The sequence below is a fragment of the Pseudomonas peli genome (assembly GCF_050563605.1).
Lineage (GTDB): Bacteria > Pseudomonadota > Gammaproteobacteria > Pseudomonadales > Pseudomonadaceae > Aquipseudomonas > Aquipseudomonas peli_A.
Genome location: NZ_JBNXUH010000005.1, coordinates 144,971 through 163,362, shown reverse-complemented (window position 1 = coordinate 163,362; position 18,392 = coordinate 144,971). Strand labels below are relative to the sequence as shown.

The 18,392-nt window shown below is 61.9% G+C and carries 16 protein-coding genes; 3 read left to right on the top strand and 13 right to left on the bottom strand.

Translation table 11 applies throughout. The features are described 5' to 3' along the window. Positions 1–18: 18 nt before the first annotated feature. From arfA to leuS, 4 genes are all read right to left on the bottom strand, one after another. On the bottom strand, positions 19–177 hold the full coding sequence (gene arfA / locus ACQ4LH_RS07815) for an alternative ribosome rescue factor ArfA (protein WP_090381403.1): 159 nt from the start codon (positions 175–177) through the stop codon (positions 19–21). 82 nt (positions 178–259) lie between these two features. Further along, entirely contained in the window at positions 260–1,294 is a 1,035-nt protein-coding gene (holA, locus tag ACQ4LH_RS07810; RefSeq protein ID WP_430696688.1) for a DNA polymerase III subunit delta, read from the bottom strand. Positions 1,295–1,333: 39 nt separating this feature from the next. Continuing rightward, positions 1,334–1,945, bottom strand: a complete 612-nt coding sequence (gene lptE / locus ACQ4LH_RS07805; protein ID WP_430696687.1) for an LPS assembly lipoprotein LptE — start codon at positions 1,943–1,945, stop codon at positions 1,334–1,336. A 72-nt stretch (positions 1,946–2,017) separates the two neighbouring features. After that, a complete protein-coding gene (leuS, locus tag ACQ4LH_RS07800; protein WP_430696686.1) occupies positions 2,018–4,630 on the bottom strand; it encodes a leucine--tRNA ligase in 2,613 nt (870 codons plus the stop codon). A 212-nt stretch (positions 4,631–4,842) separates the two neighbouring features. On the opposite strand from leuS, the gene ACQ4LH_RS07795 reads away from it, so the two are divergent. Both ACQ4LH_RS07795 and ACQ4LH_RS07790 read left to right on the top strand, forming a co-directional pair. Then, positions 4,843–5,286 (top strand): hypothetical protein, encoded by a 444-nt coding sequence (locus tag ACQ4LH_RS07795; protein WP_430696685.1) that lies wholly within the window; start codon positions 4,843–4,845, stop codon positions 5,284–5,286. A gap of 26 nt (positions 5,287–5,312) precedes the next feature. Next, on the top strand, positions 5,313–6,089 hold the full coding sequence (locus ACQ4LH_RS07790; protein WP_430696684.1) for a YdcF family protein: 777 nt from the start codon (positions 5,313–5,315) through the stop codon (positions 6,087–6,089). Between the two features lie 30 nt (positions 6,090–6,119). On the opposite strand, the gene ACQ4LH_RS07785 is transcribed toward ACQ4LH_RS07790, so the two are convergent. From ACQ4LH_RS07785 to ACQ4LH_RS07755, 7 genes are all read right to left on the bottom strand, one after another. Then, positions 6,120–7,091: a peptide ABC transporter ATP-binding protein gene (locus ACQ4LH_RS07785; RefSeq protein WP_430696683.1), complete on the bottom strand. Its 972-nt coding sequence runs from the start codon at positions 7,089–7,091 to the stop codon at positions 6,120–6,122. Continuing rightward, the gene (locus ACQ4LH_RS07780) at positions 7,091–8,065 is read right to left on the bottom strand and encodes an ABC transporter ATP-binding protein (protein ID WP_430696682.1); all 975 of its coding nucleotides are present in this window, start codon (positions 8,063–8,065) and stop codon (positions 7,091–7,093) included. The genes ACQ4LH_RS07785 and ACQ4LH_RS07780 overlap by 1 nt, the downstream gene beginning before the upstream one ends. 10 nt (positions 8,066–8,075) lie before the next feature. Continuing rightward, entirely contained in the window at positions 8,076–8,978 is a 903-nt protein-coding gene (locus ACQ4LH_RS07775; RefSeq protein ID WP_430696680.1) for an ABC transporter permease subunit, read from the bottom strand. Positions 8,979–8,988: 10 nt separating this feature from the next. Next, positions 8,989–9,999 (bottom strand): ABC transporter permease subunit, encoded by a 1,011-nt coding sequence (locus ACQ4LH_RS07770; protein WP_275961904.1) that lies wholly within the window; start codon positions 9,997–9,999, stop codon positions 8,989–8,991. Between the two features lie 130 nt (positions 10,000–10,129). Then, entirely contained in the window at positions 10,130–11,722 is a 1,593-nt protein-coding gene (locus tag ACQ4LH_RS07765) for an ABC transporter substrate-binding protein (protein WP_430696678.1), read from the bottom strand. 213 nt (positions 11,723–11,935) lie between these two features. Then, entirely contained in the window at positions 11,936–13,507 is a 1,572-nt protein-coding gene (locus ACQ4LH_RS07760; RefSeq protein ID WP_430696776.1) for an ABC transporter substrate-binding protein, read from the bottom strand. A gap of 268 nt (positions 13,508–13,775) precedes the next feature. Continuing rightward, on the bottom strand, positions 13,776–14,339 hold the full coding sequence (locus tag ACQ4LH_RS07755) for a cupin domain-containing protein (protein ID WP_430696677.1): 564 nt from the start codon (positions 14,337–14,339) through the stop codon (positions 13,776–13,778). 168 nt (positions 14,340–14,507) lie between these two features. Between ACQ4LH_RS07755 and ACQ4LH_RS07750 the strand changes: the two genes are divergently transcribed. Continuing rightward, entirely contained in the window at positions 14,508–15,734 is a 1,227-nt protein-coding gene (locus ACQ4LH_RS07750) for a M24 family metallopeptidase (RefSeq protein ID WP_430696676.1), read from the top strand. A 59-nt stretch (positions 15,735–15,793) separates the two neighbouring features. Here the strand turns inward: ACQ4LH_RS07750 and ACQ4LH_RS07745 are convergent, their stop codons facing one another. Then, on the bottom strand, positions 15,794–17,392 hold the full coding sequence (locus ACQ4LH_RS07745) for an ABC transporter substrate-binding protein (protein ID WP_430696675.1): 1,599 nt from the start codon (positions 17,390–17,392) through the stop codon (positions 15,794–15,796). A 221-nt stretch (positions 17,393–17,613) separates the two neighbouring features. Beyond that, entirely contained in the window at positions 17,614–18,327 is a 714-nt protein-coding gene (locus tag ACQ4LH_RS07740) for an SIMPL domain-containing protein (protein ID WP_430696673.1), read from the bottom strand. Positions 18,328–18,392: the final 65 nt, after the last annotated feature.

Here is an 18,392-nt window from a genome sequence, read left to right as displayed (position 1 = left end):
CGGGCTGTGGCGGGCTTTTCAGGCAGCCAGAAAGTATGAAGCCTCCCAGTTTTGCTGGGAGGCTTCGCGGCGGTAGCTGCCTTTGCCTTTGCTGGGTGTTTCCTGGCGTGAGCGAAACAGTGGCTGGGCTATCAGGGATTTGGCCTTGTTCGGGCCGCGTTTGGCTTTCTTCGCCATGACGTTTCCTCGGGAAATGACCTGCACGTCGCAGGCGGGCGAAGCATGATCCGCACTTGGTTAAAAGTCCAGAGTCTGGTGTCTATCGGGTCAGGCCTAAACGCTGGCCGCAAATGCTTAGAGTCAGCAGGCTCAGGCCGCTCCAGGGATCGCCGGCCGCTTGGCCTTTGATCTGCGCATCGATCTGCTGGGCATCCTGCAGCAGTGCTGCCCAGCGGGCGGCGGACAGGCGTTGCAGAGCTTTGCTGACCAGCGGGCGGCGCTTGTCCCAGACCGGCGGGCGGGCGGAGCTGAAGGCTTTTTCCAGTGGTGTGCCCTGGCTGTACTGCTGGGCGATGGTGGCCAGTAGGCGGATTTCCCGGGCCAGGGCCCAGAGAATCACCGGTGGCTCGACGCCTTCACCGCGCAGGCCTTCGAGCATGCGCAGGGCGTGGGCGGCTTCGCCATTGAGGGCCGCATCGATCAGGCCAAAGACATCGAAGCGCGCGCTATCGGCAACCGAGGCATGCACGGTGTCGACGTCGATCTGCGTGCCTTCGGCGAGCAGCTTGAGCTTTTCGATTTCCTGGGCAGCGGCGAGCAGGTTGCCTTCGACGCGCACGGCAATCATGTCAACGGCTTCGGCGCTGGCGCTGAGGCCCGATTGCGCCAGGCGCTGGCGAATCCATTGCGGCAGTTGGTTGGCATCGACTGGCCAGATCTGCACGAACTGTGTCTGCGTGCCGTCGATCAGCGCCTTGCCCCATTTGGTTTTCTGCGCGCTGCCGTCGAGTTTCGGCAGGCTGATCAGCAGCACGGTGTCTTCGGCGGGGCGGGCGAGGTATTCGAGCAATGCCGCAGCGCCCTTGTCGCCGGGCTTGCCGTTGGGCAGGCGCAGCTCCAGCAGGCGCTTGTCGGCAAACAGCGACAGGCTGGCACCGGCTTGCAACAGGTTACCCCAGTCGAAGTTGTTGTCGGCGTTGAATACCTGGCGCTCGCTGAAACCCTGCTGGCGGGTCGCGGCGCGAATGGCGTCGGTGGCTTCCTGGCAGAGCAGCGGCTCATCGCCACTGACCACATACACCGGGCTCAGGTTGCCCTGCAGGTGTTTGCCGAGTTGTGCAGAGTTAAGTTTCATGGGGTCGCAGAGCTGGGCCGCTGGCGCGGCCCGGCGAGCTTACTGGGCGGGAATCGGCAGCTGGATCGGCGACTGCTGCGGTTGCGCGGCCTGTTGCTGGCGGGCGGCTTCCAGCGCATCGGCTTCGGCCTGGGCCTTGGCTTCTGCGGTTTGCTGCAGTTGGTCCAGTTGCGCTGGGCTGATCTGCTGCAGGCGCTGGACTAGTTGCTGGATCAGTTCGCGGTTCATTTCCTGGCGGATCTGCGCGGCTTCCTGGTCACCACCAATCAGGTTGTTACCGTCCTGGGTGTAGAAACTCTGGGCTTCCAGCTTGTCGCTCATCAGCAGCAGGTCTTTGCTGCCACGGATCTCGTATTCCAGGGTCTTGGTCAGCTCGTACTCGGCGGTGCGGGCCGAGCTGGTAAAGCTGGCGGCGCGGCGATTTTCCTGCTCGTTGCTCAGTACCAGGCTGTACGGCGCGCCCGGATAGACCTTGACGCCGTTGTTCTGCAGCACTTCACGCACTTCGTTGACGGTTTCGCCATAGGCGTTGCGAGCGCTGACATCCAGTTCCTTGAGGGCGAACTGCACGTCACCGGTGCCGCGCAGCTGGAAGCCGCAAGCGCTGAGCAGGGTGGCCAGGCCAATTACCAACAGATTCCGTTTGATCATCTTTTATCCCCTTGGCGTGTCTTGCGGCGCGCCGTTGTGCGGTCGCGCCGAGCTTAATCAGTTGGCGACTAGTCAGTTGGCAACAATGTTGACCAGTTTGCCTGGCACCACGATGACCTTGCGAATGCTCAGGCCTTCGGTAAAGCGCAGCACATTCTCGTTGCTGCGGGCGCTGGCCTCGACATCTTCGCGGCTGGCGCTGGCCGGCACTTCAATCTGTCCGCGCAGCTTGCCGTTGACCTGGATCACCAGGGTCAGGCTGTCCTGTACTAAGGCAGACTCATCCACCTGTGGCCAGGATGCATCGATGATGGCTTCTTCATGGCCCAGTTCCTGCCACAGCTGATGGCTGATATGCGGCGTGATTGGCGCCAGCAGCAGCGCCACCGCTTCCAGACCTTCCTGCAACAGGGCGCGGTCTTGAGCTGTAGTTTGTGCGGCTTTTTCCAGCACGTTCATCAGCGTCATCACCTGGGCGATGGCGGTGTTGAATTTGTGGTGCTGGCCAATATCGAAGCTCGACTGCTTGATCGCCAGATGAATCGCGCGGCGCACGGTCTTCTGCTCGTCATCCAGGCTGGCCAGGTCAAGTGCGCCGGTGATGCCCTGGTTGACGTGGTTTTGCGCCAGGCGCCAGACGCGGCGCAGGAAGCGGTTGGCGCCTTCAACACCGGCGTCAGACCATTCGCAGCTCATGTCAGGCGGCGAGGCGAACATCATAAATAGGCGGCAAGTGTCGGCGCCGAACTGATCGATCATCGACTGTGGGTCGACGCCGTTGTTCTTCGACTTGGACATCTTCTCGGTGCCGCCGATTTCCACCAGCAGGCCGTCGCTTTTCAGTTTGGCGCTGATGACCTTGGCTTTCGCGTCACGCTCCAGCTCGACATCGGCTGGGTTGAACCAGTCCTTACCGCCGTTTTCCAAGGTGCGGTAGTAGGTATCTGCCACCACCATGCCCTGGGTCAGCAGGTTCTTGAATGGCTCATTCGATGACACCAGGCCTTCGTCACGCATCAGCTTGTGGAAGAAGCGTGCGTACAGCAGGTGCAGGATCGCGTGTTCGATACCGCCGATGTATTGATCCACCGGCAGCCAGTGGTTGGCTGCTTCAGGGTCGACCATGCCGCCGGTGTAATGTGGCGAGGCGTAACGGGCGTAATACCAGGACGACTCAACGAAGGTGTCCATGGTGTCGGTTTCGCGCTTGGCTGCGCCGCCGCATTTCGGGCAGCTGCATTGGTAGAACTCGGGCATGCGCGCCAATGGGCTGCCAGCGCCATCCGGCACCACGTCTTCCGGCAGCACGACGGGCAGCTGGTCTTCCGGCACCGGTACGTCGCCACAGCTATCGCAATGGATGATCGGGATCGGGCAGCCCCAGTAGCGCTGACGGCTGATGCCCCAGTCGCGCAGGCGGAACTGGGTTTTGCGCGCGCCATGGGCGTTGGCTTCCAGGTCCGCGACGATGGCGTCGAAGGCGGCGGTGAAATCCAGATTATCGTATTTGCCGGAGCCAATGGTGCTCAGGCCGGTTTTTTCGCCGTACCAGTCCTGCCATTGAGTGGCGTTGTATTCTTTGCCTTCGCCGGCGTAGACCTGCTTGATCGGCAGGTCGTACTTACTGGCGAATTCGAAATCACGCTCGTCGTGCGCAGGCACGGCCATCACTGCGCCTTCGCCGTAGCCCCACAACACGTAGTTGGCGACGAATACCGGCAGCTTGTCGCCGGAGAGCGGATGAATAACGAATTGTCCGGTGGCAACGCCCTTCTTCTCCATGGTGGCCATGTCGGCCTCGGCCACGGAGCCGGCTTTACATTCGGCGATAAACGCGGCGATAGCTGGATTGCTCGCAGCGGCGCGCTGCGCCAGCGGATGCTCGGCGGCGACGGCGACGTAGGTCGCGCCCATCAGGGTGTCGGGGCGGGTGGTGTAGACCTTGAGCTGGCCGTCGATACCGATGCTGGCCTGGTCATAGTCGAATACCACGTCGGCGCCGAAGCTCTTGCCGATCCAGTTGCGCTGCATGGTCTTGACCTGTTCCGGCCAGCCATCCAGTTCGTCCAGGCTACTCAGCAGCTCTTCCGCGTAGGCGGTGATCTTGAAGTAGTACATGGGGATTTCGCGCTTCTCGATGAGCGCGCCGGAACGCCAGCCGCGGCCGTCGATGACCTGCTCGTTGGCCAGTACGGTCTGGTCGACCGGGTCCCAGTTGACGGTACCGTTCTTGCGGTAGATCACGCCCTTCTCGAACAGCTTGGTGAACAGCCACTGTTCCCAGCGGTAGTAGTCCGGCTTGCAGGTGGTGACTTCACGGGTCCAGTCGATGGCCAGGCCCAGCGATTTCAGCTGGGTCTTCATGTAATCGATGTTTTCGTAGGTCCACTTGGCGGGCGCGACCTTGTTCTTCATCGCGGCGTTCTCGGCCGGCATGCCGAAGGCGTCCCAGCCCATCGGCTGCAGCACGTTCTTGCCCTGCATACGCTGGTAGCGGGCGATCACGTCACCGATGGTGTAGTTGCGCACGTGCCCCATGTGCAGCTTGCCGCTGGGGTAGGGGAACATCGACAGGCAATAGAAGGTTTCCTTGCCCGGCTGCTCACTCACGACAAAGGATTTCTGCGCGTCCCAGTGGGACTGCGCGGCGGCTTCGATTTCACGGGGCGAGTACTGTTCTTGCATGGCTACCGGCGCTGGGAATAAGGGCTTGCGGGAAACGCCGTAGCATACATGAGCCCCGCTTATTCAGGGAAACCCTGATTGCGCCGCGCTCCAGCTACTGCGGCGCGGCCACGCCTAGCGGCCGCGCCGTCTGTCGCCAGGTACTGCTGGTTAAAGCGCGAACGCTAAGCTTGCTATATGGAGCAGCAGCCTGCTCCGGCGCGAGGTGCAGGATGGCGGAGTTTCGGCGTGGTGCAGCTGGGGGCGGGCTCTATGAGCGGCTGCTGCAACGCCTCGCCATGGCGTTGGATGAGGCGGACAACCTCAGTGCGCTGTCTGCGCAGCCGCCACTGGAGCTGGAGTTGCGCGGCCTGACGGCGGCGGAAATGGAGCTGATTCGCGCCTACCTGGATCGCGACCTGGACTGGCTGCGCGGCTGGCATGCGGCGGCGCAGGAAATGGCGCAGATCGAGCAGCTACCAAGCTCACGCAAGGTCGGCCGCTCCGGCCACAAACCCACCGCGGCGCTGCCCGGCAAGATCAAACCGCTACTTAAACGCCGATTACAGCTGTGCTGCGCCCTGTGCGGCACCCTGGCGGGCTGGCAGTCCGGCAATGGCGTGCAGGCCTGCAAAGCCTGTGGCTCGCAGTTGTTTAGGGCGAGCAATCATCGGTAGGCTGCGCGCACCCAGGGAGGTGCCCAATGCCGATTCGCTACATCCTCAAACAGTTCTTCCTTCCGCCAGGCCTGTTCCTGCTTTTGCTGCTGGCCGCCTGGTGGCTGCGTCGGCGTTTTCCACGCTTGGCGGCGGGCTGCCTGGTTGCCGGGCTTGGCGGTATGTGGCTGTTTAGTCTGCCGGTGGTGGTCGAGTATTCGGCGCGAGTGTTGGAAAGCGAGTCCGCTTTGAGCGAGGCGCAGTGGGCCACCTTGGCGCAGCAGGCCGATGTAATCGTAGTTCTTGGTAATGGCAGTGAACTTGGCGATCCCGGCTGGGGCGCTGATCAGCCCAGCCTGATGGCGTTGGAACGGGTGCGTTTCGCTGCGCGGCTGGCCAAGGCCTCGGGTTTGCCGCTGCTAACCAGTGGTGGGTTGCACTATGGCGTACCGCCCAGCGAGGCGGCGTTGATGGCTGAGGTGCTGGCGCGTGATTACGACGTGCCGGTGCGTTGGCAGGAAGGCTTGAGCCGCACCACCTGGGAGAATGCGACCCACAGCGCTGAACTGCTGAAGCAAGCGGGGATTACCCGCGTGGTGCTGGTGACCCAGGCCTGGCATATGCCCAGGTCACGCTGGAGTTTCGAACAGGCCGGTTTACAGGTGGTCAGCGCGCCGATGGGCTTTCTCGGTACGCCCAATGGCCGGCCTGCTGGCGGCTGGTTGCCGGAAAGCAAGGCAGTCTGGCAGAACGGCCTGCTGCTTAACGAGGCCGTTGGCCTGCTGGGCTATCGGCTGTTCTACCCAGGTACGGCTGCGCCATAGCGAGCCCCAGCCGGCCGGGGCTCACATCCTTTAGCTATTGATCTGCTCTGCATGGTGGCAAGCCACTTGCCGCGCATCGAGCAGACGCAGCGCCGGCTGTTCAACCTGACAGCGTTCACTGGCATGCGGGCAGCGTTGATGGAAGGCGCAGCCACTGGGGGGCGACAGCGGGTTGGGCAGCTCGCCACTGATCTTGATCTTCGGTTTGCTCGGATCGGGATGAATGGTCGGCGTCGCCGACAGCAGCGCCTGGGTGTAAGGGTGCAGCGGGCGGTTGTAGATCAACTCGCTGGGTCCCATTTCCACCGGGCGGCCGAGGTACATCACCAGCACATCGTCGGCGACATGGCGCACCACCGAGAGGTTGTGCGATATAAATACGTAGCCGGTGTTGAACTGCTCCTGCAGGTCCATAAACAGGTTGAGCACCTGGGCCTGGATGGATACGTCCAGCGCCGAAGTTGGTTCGTCCGCCACCAGCACCTTGGGTTGCAGCATCATCGCCCGGGCCAGGGCGATGCGCTGGCGCTGGCCGCCGGAGAACATATGCGGGTAGCGCTGGTAATGCTCGGGGCGCAGACCTACCTGCTGCATCATTGCCTGCACCCGCTCGCGCCTTTCCAGGCGCGACAGACCGGTATTGATCAGCAGCGGCTCGCCCAGCTGATCGCCGACCTTCTGCCGCGGGTTGAGCGAGGCGTAGGGATTCTGAAAGACCATCTGTACATCACGGCGCAGCTGTTTGCGCTGCGCCTTGTTGGCGCCGGTCACTTCCTGTCCGGCGATCTGCAGCGAGCCTGAGCTGGGCTCCTCGATCAGCGTCAGGGCGCGGGCCAGGGTGGATTTGCCGCAGCCGGACTCGCCGACCACCGCCAGGGTCTTGCCCGCCTGTAAGTCAAAGGAAACGCCATTCAGCGCCTGCACCTGGGCATTGGGCTGAAACAGGCCACGGGAGATTTCGTAGTGACGGGTGAGGTCGCGAGCAGTCAGGACGGCGCTCATCAGGCCACCTCCGCAGTCAGGTTGAGCGGGTAGAAGCAGCGCGCCGCGCCACGTTCATGGGCATCCAGGGTCGGCCGTTGTTCACGGCAATGCGCCTGGGCGTAGGGGCAGCGTGGTGACAGCAGGCAGCCTGCCGGGCGGTCATAGCGCCCAGGAACGATGCCGGGCAGGGTGGTCAGGCGGCGCTGGCCCTGACTGTGCTCGGGAATCGCCTTGAGCAGCGCCTCGGTGTAGGGATGGCTGGGGGCGGTGAACAGCTGCGGCACGCTGCCTATCTCCACCGCTTGCCCGGCATACATCACGCAGACCCGTTGCGCGGTTTCGGCGACCACGGCCAGGTCATGGGTGATTAGCACCAGGCCCATGTTCTGTTCGCGTTGCAGGCCCACCAGCAAGTCCATGATCTGCGCCTGAATGGTCACATCCAGCGCCGTGGTTGGTTCGTCGGCGATCAGCAGTTTGGGTTCGGCGGCAATTGCCATGGCAATCGCCACCCGTTGGCTCATGCCACCGGACAGCTGGTGCGGGTAGGCATTCAGGCGGCTGGCGGCGGCGGGGATTTCCACCCGGTCGAGCAGTTGCAGCGCGCGTTGGCGGGCGGCCTGGCCTTTGAGGTTCAGGTGTTGGCGCAGCACTTCCTCAATCTGGAAACCCACGGTAAAGCTGGGGTTGAGTGCGGTCATCGGATCCTGAAAGACCATCGACAGGTCCTTGCCGACGATATGCCGCCGCTGGCGACCTTTGAGGCGTAGCATGTCGGTGCCGTCGAACTGCAGGCTGTCGGCCGTGACGATGCCGGGGGCGTCGATCAGACCCATCAGCGCCATCATGGTCACCGATTTACCGGAGCCGGATTCGCCGACAATCGCCAACACTTCGCCCTTTTCTACGCACAGGTCGAGGCCGTCGACTACCGGGATGGCGCTGGCGTCGCCGAAGCGCACGCTGAGGTTTTTGATATCCAACAGGCTCATGCGGGGTTCCTCACTGCGCATTCTTGAGTTTCGGGTCGAGTGCATCGCGCAGCCCGTCGCCCATCAGATTGATCGCCAGCACGCTGAGCAGAATGGTCAGGCCTGGCAAGCTGACCACCCACCAGGCGCGCTCGATATAGTCGCGCGCCGAGGCCAGCATGGTGCCCCACTCAGGCGTCGGCGGTTGTACGCCAAGGCCGAGAAAACCCAGGGCGGCGGCATCGAGAATCGCCGAGGAAAAGCTCAGGGTGGCCTGCACGATCAGCGGTGCCATGCAGTTGGGCAGTACGGTGATAAACATCAGCCGCGGCAGGCTGGCGCCTGCCAGGCGTGCGGCGGTGACGTAGTCGCGGTTCAGCTCGCCCATCACTGCGGCGCGGGTCAGGCGCACATAGGACGGCAGCGAGACGATGGCGATGGCGAAGATGGTGTTGATCAGGCCTGGGCCGAGGATGGCGACGATGGCCACCGCCAGCAGCAGCGAGGGCAGGGCCAGCATGATGTCCATCAGGCGCATGATCGACGGGCCGAGCAGGCGCGGAAAGAAGCCGGCGACCAGCCCCAGCAGGATGCCGGGAATCAACGACATCAGCACCGAGGCCAGACCGATCAGCAGCGACAGCCGCGCGCCATGGATTAATCGCGACAGCAGGTCGCGGCCCACTTCATCGGTGCCCAGCAAAAATTGCAGCTGGCCACCTTCCAGCCAGGCCGGTGGGGTGAGCAGAAACTCGCGGTATTGCTCGCTGGGGTCGTGCGGGGCGATCCACGGCGCAAACAGCGCGCAGATCACCAGCAGGATCATAAACGCCAGTCCGGCGACTGCGCCCTTGTTGTGGGCGAAGGCCTGCCAGAACTCCTTGAGCGGTGAGGGGTAGAACAGCGATTGGTCGAGTGTGGCGTGCGTGGTCATTGGGCTCTCCTTAGCGCTGATGGCGAATGCGTGGGTTGGCCAGGCCGTAGAGGATGTCCACCACGAAGTTGACCAGAATCACCAGGCAGGCGATCAGCAGAATGCCGTTCTGCACCACCGGGTAGTCACGCGCGCCGATCGACTCGATCAGCCATTTGCCGATACCCGGCCAGGAGAAGATGGTTTCGGTCAGTACCGCGCCCGCCAGCAGCGCGCCGACCTGCAGGCCGAACACCGTGAGCACCGGGATCAGTGCATTGCGCAGGCCGTGTACAAACACCACGCGGGCCGGCGACAGGCCCTTGGCGCGGGCGGTGCGCACATAGTCTTCGCGCAGCACTTCGAGCATCGCCGAGCGGGTCATCCGCGCGATCACCGCGAGTGGAATGGTGCCGAGCACGATGGCCGGCAGGATAAGGTGGCGCAGGGCGTCGACAAATGCGCCCTCTTCGCCGCTGAGCAAGGTGTCGATCAGCATAAAACCGGTGACTGGCGGGATGTCGTAGAGCAGATCGATGCGTCCGGACACTGGCGTCCAGCCCAGCCACACCGAGAAGAACATGATCAGCAGCAGGCCCCACCAGAAAATCGGCATCGAATAGCCGGCCAGCGAGATGCCCATCACCCCATGGTCGAACAGCGAGCCCCGTTTCAGTGCAGCAATCACCCCGGCGATCAGCCCCAGGGTGCCGGCGAACAGCAGGGCGGCGAGGGACAATTCCAGGGTGGCGGGAAACAGCGTGGTGAACTCATCCCAGACGCTGGTGCGGGTGCGCAGCGACTCACCCAGGTCGCCCTGGGCCAGCTTGCCGATATAGTCGAAATACTGTGCATACAGCGGCTTGTTCAACCCCAGGCGCTCCATGGCCTGGGCGTGCATTTCCGGGTCGACGCGGCGTTCGCCCATCATCACTTCCACCGGGTCGCCGGGGATCATGCGGATCAACGCAAAGGTCAGCAAGGTAACGCCGAAGAAGGTGGGAATCAGCAATCCCAGGCGGCGTGCGATAAAAGCAAACATGGGGTTTTGTTACTCCGCATCAGTTCATTCGCGCCACCGGCTACGTGGGCCGCTGGCATATTGTGTCGATCTGCCACTGGCGCGCGGCTGGTGCGCGGCAGTAGCCCTGTTTTGAGTGCTGCTTGCAGAATCAGTGCCGCTTTACCTTGGCGTAATTATTCGAGCCCATGGGGCTGAGGGTAAAACCCTCGACATCACGGCTGACTGCGCTGAACTGCTTGGGGTGGGCCTGGGGAATCCACGGCGCCTGCTCATGGAAAATCGCCAGCGCCTGGCGGTAGAGCACGGTGCGCTGCTGCGGGTCGGTGGTCTCCCTGGCTTGGGTGATCAGCCTGTCGAATGCCGCATCACACCAGCCAGCCTGGTTTTCGCCGCTCTGCGCAGCGGCGCAGGACAGGTTGGGGCTGAGGAAGTTATCCGGGTCACCGTTGTCGCCGGCCCAACCCATAAACACCAGGTCATGCTCGCCATTTTTCGCCCGTTTGATCAGCTCGCCCCACTCCATCACGCGGATGTCGGTTTTGATGCCGACCGCTGCCAGGTCGGCTTGCAGCATCTGTGCGCCGAGTGACGGATTTGGGTTGGTTGGGCCGCCGCCTGGTCGGGTCCAGATCGACAGATTGATGCCGTTTGCGTGGCCAGCTTCTGCGAGCAACTGACGGGCGCGCTGTGGGTCGTGGGGCCAGCCTTGCAGCTGACTGTCGTAGCCGAGCAGGGTTGACGGGTAGGGCGCGATGGCGGGGCTGGCACCGTCTGCGCCGAACTGCGCGCCGAGGTAGGCCTGCTTGTCGAACGCCAGGTTGATCGCCTGGCGCACGCGCACATCGTCCAGCGGTTTATGGCGCACGTTGAGGGCTACGTAGGCGGTCAGCAGCGAGTCGAGTTCCAGCACCTTCAGATGGTCATCGGCCTTGAGCGCCGGAATATCGAAGGGGCGTGGATACAGGGCAATGTTGCAGGCTCCGGAACGCAGTTTCTGGATACGCACATTGGGATCGGTGGTGATGGCAAACAGCAGTTTTTCCGATGCCGGCTCGCCATCCCAGTAGTCCGGGTGGCTGGTGTAGCGCACCTGGGCATCCTTGGCGTAGCGCTGCAGTACGAACGGCCCGGTGCCGACCGGTTGGCTGTTGAGCAGTTCCTGCTTGCCGGCCTTGAGCAGCTGCTCGGCATACTCGGCGGAATAGATCGAGGTAAAGCCCATGGCCATATCGGCGAGGAAGGGCGCCTGCGGCTGGTTGAGCACGAAGCGAACACGGTGGCTGTCGAGCTTTTCGATACGGGCTATCAGCTTGCCGAACTCCATGGCTTCGAAGTACGGGAAGCCGCGACCAGACTGGGCATGCCAGGGGTGTTTGGGGTCGTGCTGGCGCTGGATGCTCCAGAGCACGTCATCGGCATTCATTTCGCGGCTGGGGGTAAACCAGGGCGTGCTGTGGAATTTCACCCCTTTGCGCAGGTAGAAGGTGTAGCTCAGCCCATCGGGGCTGATGTCCCAGCGCTCGGCCAGGGCCGGTTCGATTTCGGTGGTGCCGGGTTTGAAACGCACCAGGCGATCAAACAGTGCTTCAGACGCCGCATCTGCGGTCACCGCTGTGGTGTATTGCACGATATCGAAGCCTTCCGGCGCCGCCTCGGTGCACACTACCAGTGGTTTTGCCTGGATGGCTGTGCAGCTGAAGGCGAGGCTCAAAACAATGCTGGCGCGAAGGGCGAAGGTCATCTGTTGGCTCCTGTAACGGCTTTATTATCAGGCAAGGAGTGCTTATACGGACTATTGCCGCCGGGGCTAAACAGCCTCGGCAACATTCGAAAAGCGCGTTCTTGCTAACGTTTTGGCAGCTACGAAACACTCAGCCGGTGGTTACCGGGGGAGGAATACAGTCGTTTTTATTAGGTGTTCGGCGGGCGCTCAGGCCCGCCGGTGATGCCGCTCTCAGCGTGTGTTGCTGACGCCGTAGAAGCTGTTGCGCCCGAAGGGGCTGATCTCGAAGCCTTTTACGCTGTTGCGCATGGGCTGGTAGACCGTTGAGTGCGCGATCGGGGAGATCGGCAGTTGTTGCTGGATGATCTGCTGCGCCTGCTGATACAGCTCGCTCCGGGCGTCGCGATCAGTAATCGCCTTGGCCTGTTTGACGATCTTGTCGTAGCCGGCATCGCACCATTTGGAGAAGTTGTTGCCGTTGACCGAGTCGCAGCCGTACAGGGTGCCCAGCCAGTTGTCCGGGTCGCCATTGTCGCCAGTCCAGCCAATCAGCATGGCGTCGTGCTCGCCGGCATGGGCGCGCTTGATGTACTCGCCCCACTCGTAGCTGACGATCTCTGCCTGAATGCCCACCTTGGCCCAGTCGGCCTGGAGCATTTCGGCCATCAGTTTGGCGTTGGGGTTATACGGGCGCTGTACGGGCATGGCCCACAGGGTGATCTTGGTGCCTTCGGCAACGCCAGCCTGCTTGAGCAGAGCCTTGGCTTTCTCGATGTCTTGCGGGATGGCGCTGATGCTTTCGTCATAGGACCACTGGGTCGGCGGCATGGCGTTGACCGCCAGTTGCCCGGCGCCCTGGTAGACCGCACTGATGATCGCCGGTTTATCGATGGCCATGTCCAGCGCCTGACGCACTTCGACTTTGTCGAAGGGGGCGCGGGTCACGTTGTAGGCGATGTAACCCAGGTTGAAGCCAGGCTGGCTGGGCACCTGCAGGTTAGGGTCTTTCTGCAGCGCGGCGAGATCAGCTGGGCGCGGGTTCAGGGTGATCTGGCATTCGCCGGCCTTGAGCTTCTGCGCGCGTACCGAGGCGTCGGTGTTGATGGCGAAGATCAGGTTGTCGATCTGCACATCTTCCGGCAGCCAGTAGTCCTTGTTGCCCTTGAAGCGAATCTGCGCATCTTTCTGGTAGCGGTTGAAGACAAAGGGGCCGGTGCCGATTGGCTTCTGGTTGATGTCGGCGGCTTTGCCGGTCTTGAGCAGGTGGTCTGCGTATTCGGCGGAGTGGATGGCGGCGAAGTTCATCGCCAGGTTCTGGATAAAGGCCGCGTCCACGCTATTGAGGGTGAAGCGCACGGTGAGGTCGTCGACCTTCTCCACCTTGGCAATGTTCTTGTCCAGGCCCATGTCGGTGAAGTAAGGGAACTCGGTCGGGTAGGCCTTGCGGAACGGGTGGTCCTTGTCGAGCATGCGCTGGAAGGTGAAAACCACGTCATCAGCGTTGAAGGTGCGGCTAGGGGTGAAGTACTCGGTGCTGTGGAATTTCACCCCGGGACGCAGTTTGAAGGTGTAGCTGAGGCCGTCTTCACTGGCCTGCCATTCAGTCGCCAGGGCCGGTACGGCCAGGGTGCTGCCGCGCTCGAACTGGGCGAGGCGGTTGAACAGGGTTTCCGAGGCTGCGTCAAAATCGGTGCCGGTGGTGTATTGGCCCGGGTCGAAGCCGCCGGGGCTGCCTTCGGAGCAGTACACGAGGTTGCTGGCGGATGCGTATGTCGAGCCAAGAAACAGTCCGGCGACGAGCATGGCCTGGATGGACGTGTGAGTGCGCATGAGTACCTCATTTATTCTTTTTTTGGGCGTCATTGAGGGTCAGCCTCGTGGGCTGTGATCAGCACCGCTGCGTTCCGGCCTGTCGGGTGAAGAGGCCGGCCCAGAGCTGTGGTGGAGCGAAAACGCTCAGCAACCTGTCGCGCTCGAAATTAAGTCATGCTGAAATTGAGGTCAACAAAAATTAAGCGCTACTAACATTGGTTGTCGCCGCATTGTGCTAAAGCAGTGCCGATGTACCAGGTCAGGGCGTGCTGTGGTCGTCGAACAGGCTCAGGGTGGTGATGGCCAGCATTTCCGCTACGTCGTTGCCGACATTGGCCAGGCGGTGGGCCTTGCCGGCATCGAAATGCACCGAGTCGCCGGCGCTCAATGGGTATTGGCGGCCGTCGATGGTGTAGAGAATCTTGCCGGATAACACGTAGGCAAATTCGGCACCTTCATGGGCGATCAGTTCGGATTGATAGCCGACCGGCATGCTCATTTTTACCGCGTTCAACTGGTTGCCCGGAAAGCTGCTGGACAGGCGCTCGTAGGCCAGGGGCTGGCCTTCGATGGTGTAGCGCACCCGCTCGCCCTGGTGGGAGTCGGGCTCAGGTTGCGGCGGTTGATCGAACAGCACGTTGAGCGGGATGTCGAGCGACTTGGCGATGCTGGCCAGTGAGGAAATCGAGATGCCGGTCAGGTTGCGCTCGGCCTGGGAGAGAAAGCTGGCGGTGAGCCCCGACTCGCTCGCGACTTCATTCAGGGTCTTCTTCGCGGCCCGCCGATAGCGGCGCAAACGTTCTCCGATGCGATCTGCGGTCATAACCCTGGCTCATGCTGAAAGAGCGCCAGTATACCGTTCGGCGTCGTGCAGAAAAGTCGTCGGACAATGCCTGTGAATTTAAGTATCACTAAAATAATCATTGCACTCTATTTAAGTCAGGCTTAAATTTCACGCAAGCAAATCACCAGCCATACAAAGGAGCGCGAGATGACTGTCGGTGTCGGAGGTTGTACGCCGCAACAGGCGCTTGCCGGGCTGCGCAATATGATGGACGGCGCGCAACCTATCGCGCTTGGCGAATACCAGGCGCGGGTGAGTCGCGCCCAGGCGCGGATGCAGGCCGAAGGTATTGCTGCGATGTTTATCAACGCCGGCAGCAACCTGCAGTATTTCACCGGCGTGCGCTGGCATCCCAGTGAACGCATGGTGGGGGCCATTCTCCCGGCTGATGGGCCGTTGGAATATCTCGCCCCGGCGTTCGAGGTCGGCACGATTCGCGATTTCCAGGTGCTCGCTGGCGCTATCAATACCTGGCAGGAACACGAAAGCCCCTATCAGTTGCTGCTCGATACCCTACAGCGGATGGGCATCACGGCCGATCCAGAGCAGCCAGTGAAAATCGGCCTCTGTCCGACGCTGGCGTTTTTTATGGTCGATGGCATACGCCGCCTGGCCCGGGGCTACGAGTTTGTCGATGGCGCGGTGATCAGCGCTTACTGCCGGCAGCGCAAATCAGCGGCGGAGCTGGCCCTGATGCAGCGCGCCAAGGACATGACCCTCGAGGTGCACAAGGCCGTCGCCAGTGTGCTGCACGAAGGCATCAGCACCACGGCGGTCGCCGAGTTTATCCAGCAGGCGCATCGCGCCGTCGGGGCTGCAGGCTCGACGTTCTGCATCGTGTTGTTTGGCCCAGCCAGTGCATTTCCCCATGGCGTCAAACACGCGCAGATCCTCAAACAGGGCGATATGGTGCTGATCGACACCGGTTGCCAGGTGCACGGCTATCTGTCGGACATCACCCGCAGCTATGTCTTCGGCGAGCCCAGTCAGCGTCAACGCGACTTCTGGAACATCGAGAAAGCCGCGCAGCTGGCTGCATTCGAGGCCGCACAACTCGGTCAGCCCTGCCAGGCGGTGGATGCTGCGGCGCGGCGCACTCTGGAAGCGGCGGGCCTGGGCCCGGATTACAAGTTGCCAGGTCTGCCGCATCGCACCGGCCACGGTATCGGTCTGGATATCCATGAGGGGCCGTATCTGGTGCGTGGCGATCTGACGCCGCTGGCCGAGGGCATGTGCTTCAGCAATGAGCCGATGATCTGCGTGCCGGGCGAGTTCGGCGTACGTCTGGAGGATCACTTCTACATGAGCGCCGATGGGCCGCGCTGGTTCACCGCGCCAAGCCATTCGCTGGACGATCCGTTCGGTCTGGGATAAGTGCTGTTGCAGTAAATAAAACGGCGGCCATTGGCCGCTGTTTTTTATTGCCAGGGTGGTTACTTGACGCCGACGCCGTAGAACGAGTTCAGCGCGAACGGGCTGATGCGGAAGTCTTCGACCTTCTTGCTCATTGGCTGGTAGACCGTGGAGTGGGCGATCGGGGTGATCGGCACTTCGCGCTTGAGTATCACCTGAGCCTGTTTGTACAGCTCGGTGCGTTCGGCGGTGTCGGTCACGCGCTTGGCGGCTTTCACCAGCTTGTCGTAGTCGGCATGGCACCACTTGGAGAAGTTGTTGCCGTCCACTGCGTCGCAGCCGTACAGGGTGCCCAACCAGTTGTCCGGGTCACCGTTGTCGCCGCTCCAGCCGATCAGCATCGCGTCGTGCTCGCCGGCCTTGGCGCGCTTGAGGTACTCGCCCCATTCGTAGCTGACGATCTTGGCCTTGATGCCGACCTTGGCCCAGTCGCTTTGCAGCATTTCGGCCATCAGCTTGGCGTTGGGGTTGTAGGGGCGCTGCACGGGCATGGCCCACAGGGTGATTTCGGTGCCTTCCTTGATGCCGGCGGCCTTGAGCAGTTCCTTGGCTTTTTCCGGGTTGTAGGCAGGGTCCTTGATGCTCTCGTCATACGACCACTGGGTTGGCGGCATGCCGTTGGTCGCCAGCTGACCGGCGCTCTGGTACACCGCGTCGATGATGCCTTGCTTGTTCACCGCCATGTCCAGCGCCTGGCGCACTTCGAGCTTGTCGAACGGCGGGTGGGTGACGTTGTAGGCGATATAGCCGACGTTGAAGCCGGCCTGCTCAGGCATGTCCAGGTTCGGGTCTTTTTTCAGTGCGTCCAGATCCGCCGGGCGCGGGAACAGGGTGACCTGGCATTCGCCGGCCTTGAGCTTCTGCATGCGCACCGAGGCGTCGGTGTTGATGGCGAAGATCAGGTTGTCGATCTTCACCTCATCGGGTTGCCAGTATTCCTTGTTGCCCTTGAAGCGGATCACCGCATCTTTTTGGTAGCGGCTGAACACGAATGGGCCGGTGCCGATGGGCTTCTGGTTGATATCGGCGGCCTTGCCGGCCTTGAGCAGGCTATCGGCGTATTCGGCGGACTGGATCGAGGCGAAGCTCATCGCCAGGTTCTGGATAAACGCTGCGTCGACTTCGTTGAGGCTGAACTTGACGGTCATGTCGTCGAGTTTGTCGATCTTGGCGATATTCGCGTCCATGCCCATGTCGGTGAAGTAGGGAAATTCCGACGGGTAGGCTTTGCGGAACGGATGCTCTTTATCGAGCATGCGCTGGAAGGTGAACAGCACGTCATCGGCGTTGAAGCTGCGGCTCGGCTTGAAGTATTCGGTGGTATGGAACTTCACGTTCGGGCGCAGGTGAAAGGTGTAGCTCAGACCGTCTTCGCTGATGTCCCACTTCTCGGCAAGGCCGGGGATCACTTTGGTGCCGCCACGTTCGAACTGGCTCAAACGGTTGAATACGGTTTCCGCAGCAGCATCGAAATCGGTGCCGGTGGTGTACAGACCCGGGTCGAACCCGGCGGGGCTGCCTTCGGAGCAGAACACCAGGTTGCCGGCGGCGCTGGCAAGTGGGGTGCTGGCGATCAGCCCTGCGGCGAGTAGAGCCTGGATGGCGGCGTTCTTACGCATAGTGACCTCATGTTTATTGTGGTTGTGATCCTGAGGGGCCTCTTATGGAGACCTTGGGAGAAGCTATGCAGGGCGTATGCCGTAGGCAAGTGGCATGTCGCAGAGAGAACAGGAATGACGATGCAGCTGTACGTGGTGTCGCATTTCTATAAGTGGGCGAGAAAACATGGCAAAACGCCGTTATCGTCGGATAACGGCGCTGCTTCTGTTTGTAGCAGTTTTTACGGCATCTGCACTTCGATCACGCCATCGGCGTTGATATTGACCTGGCTGGTGCCGGCTTCGATCTCCGGAGTCACGGCCGCATCCATCATCGCCGCGCCTTTCATGGCCTCCATGCGCATTGGCATCGGTGGCTGGAAGCCGCCGGTATTCAGGCTCAGGCTAACCAGCTTGTAACCGCTGCCGCCGAGGGCTTCGGTGGCCAGTTGTGCACGGGCCTTGAAGGCTGCCACGGCGTCCTTGAGCAGGGCGTCTTCGTGGGTCTTGCGGGTGTCTGAGGCGATGCTGAAGTTCATCCCGCCCATCTTCAGGGTTTGCAGCATTTCCCCGGTGAGCTTGGACAGCGCGCTGAAGTCGGCGCTTTCCAGACGCAGCTCGGCGCGCTCACGCCAGGCGGTGATTTTCTGGCCCTTGTCATCGTAAACCGGGTAGCTGTTACGGCTACCGGAGGCGACGCTGACGCCTTTAACCTTGCGCGCCTGGGCGATGCTGGCGTTGAGAGTCTTGCTGATCTGCGCGGCGAGGGCGGCTGGGTCGCTGTCCTGGGCTTCGCTGTAGAGGGTGACGTGCATCAGGTCGTGAGCGATTTCCTGATTGACCTCGGCGCGCAGCGCGACCTGGTTATAGCGAGCTTCTTCGGCTATGGCCGTGGCGCTCAACAGAGTGGTGGTGCTCAGCAGCAGGGCGGTGGCGAGGCGGGACAATGGCAGCATGACGATTCCTTTATATGTTGGGCGCATGGGGTATGCGCGGCTTTCCAGAGGGTAGACGTAGCGAT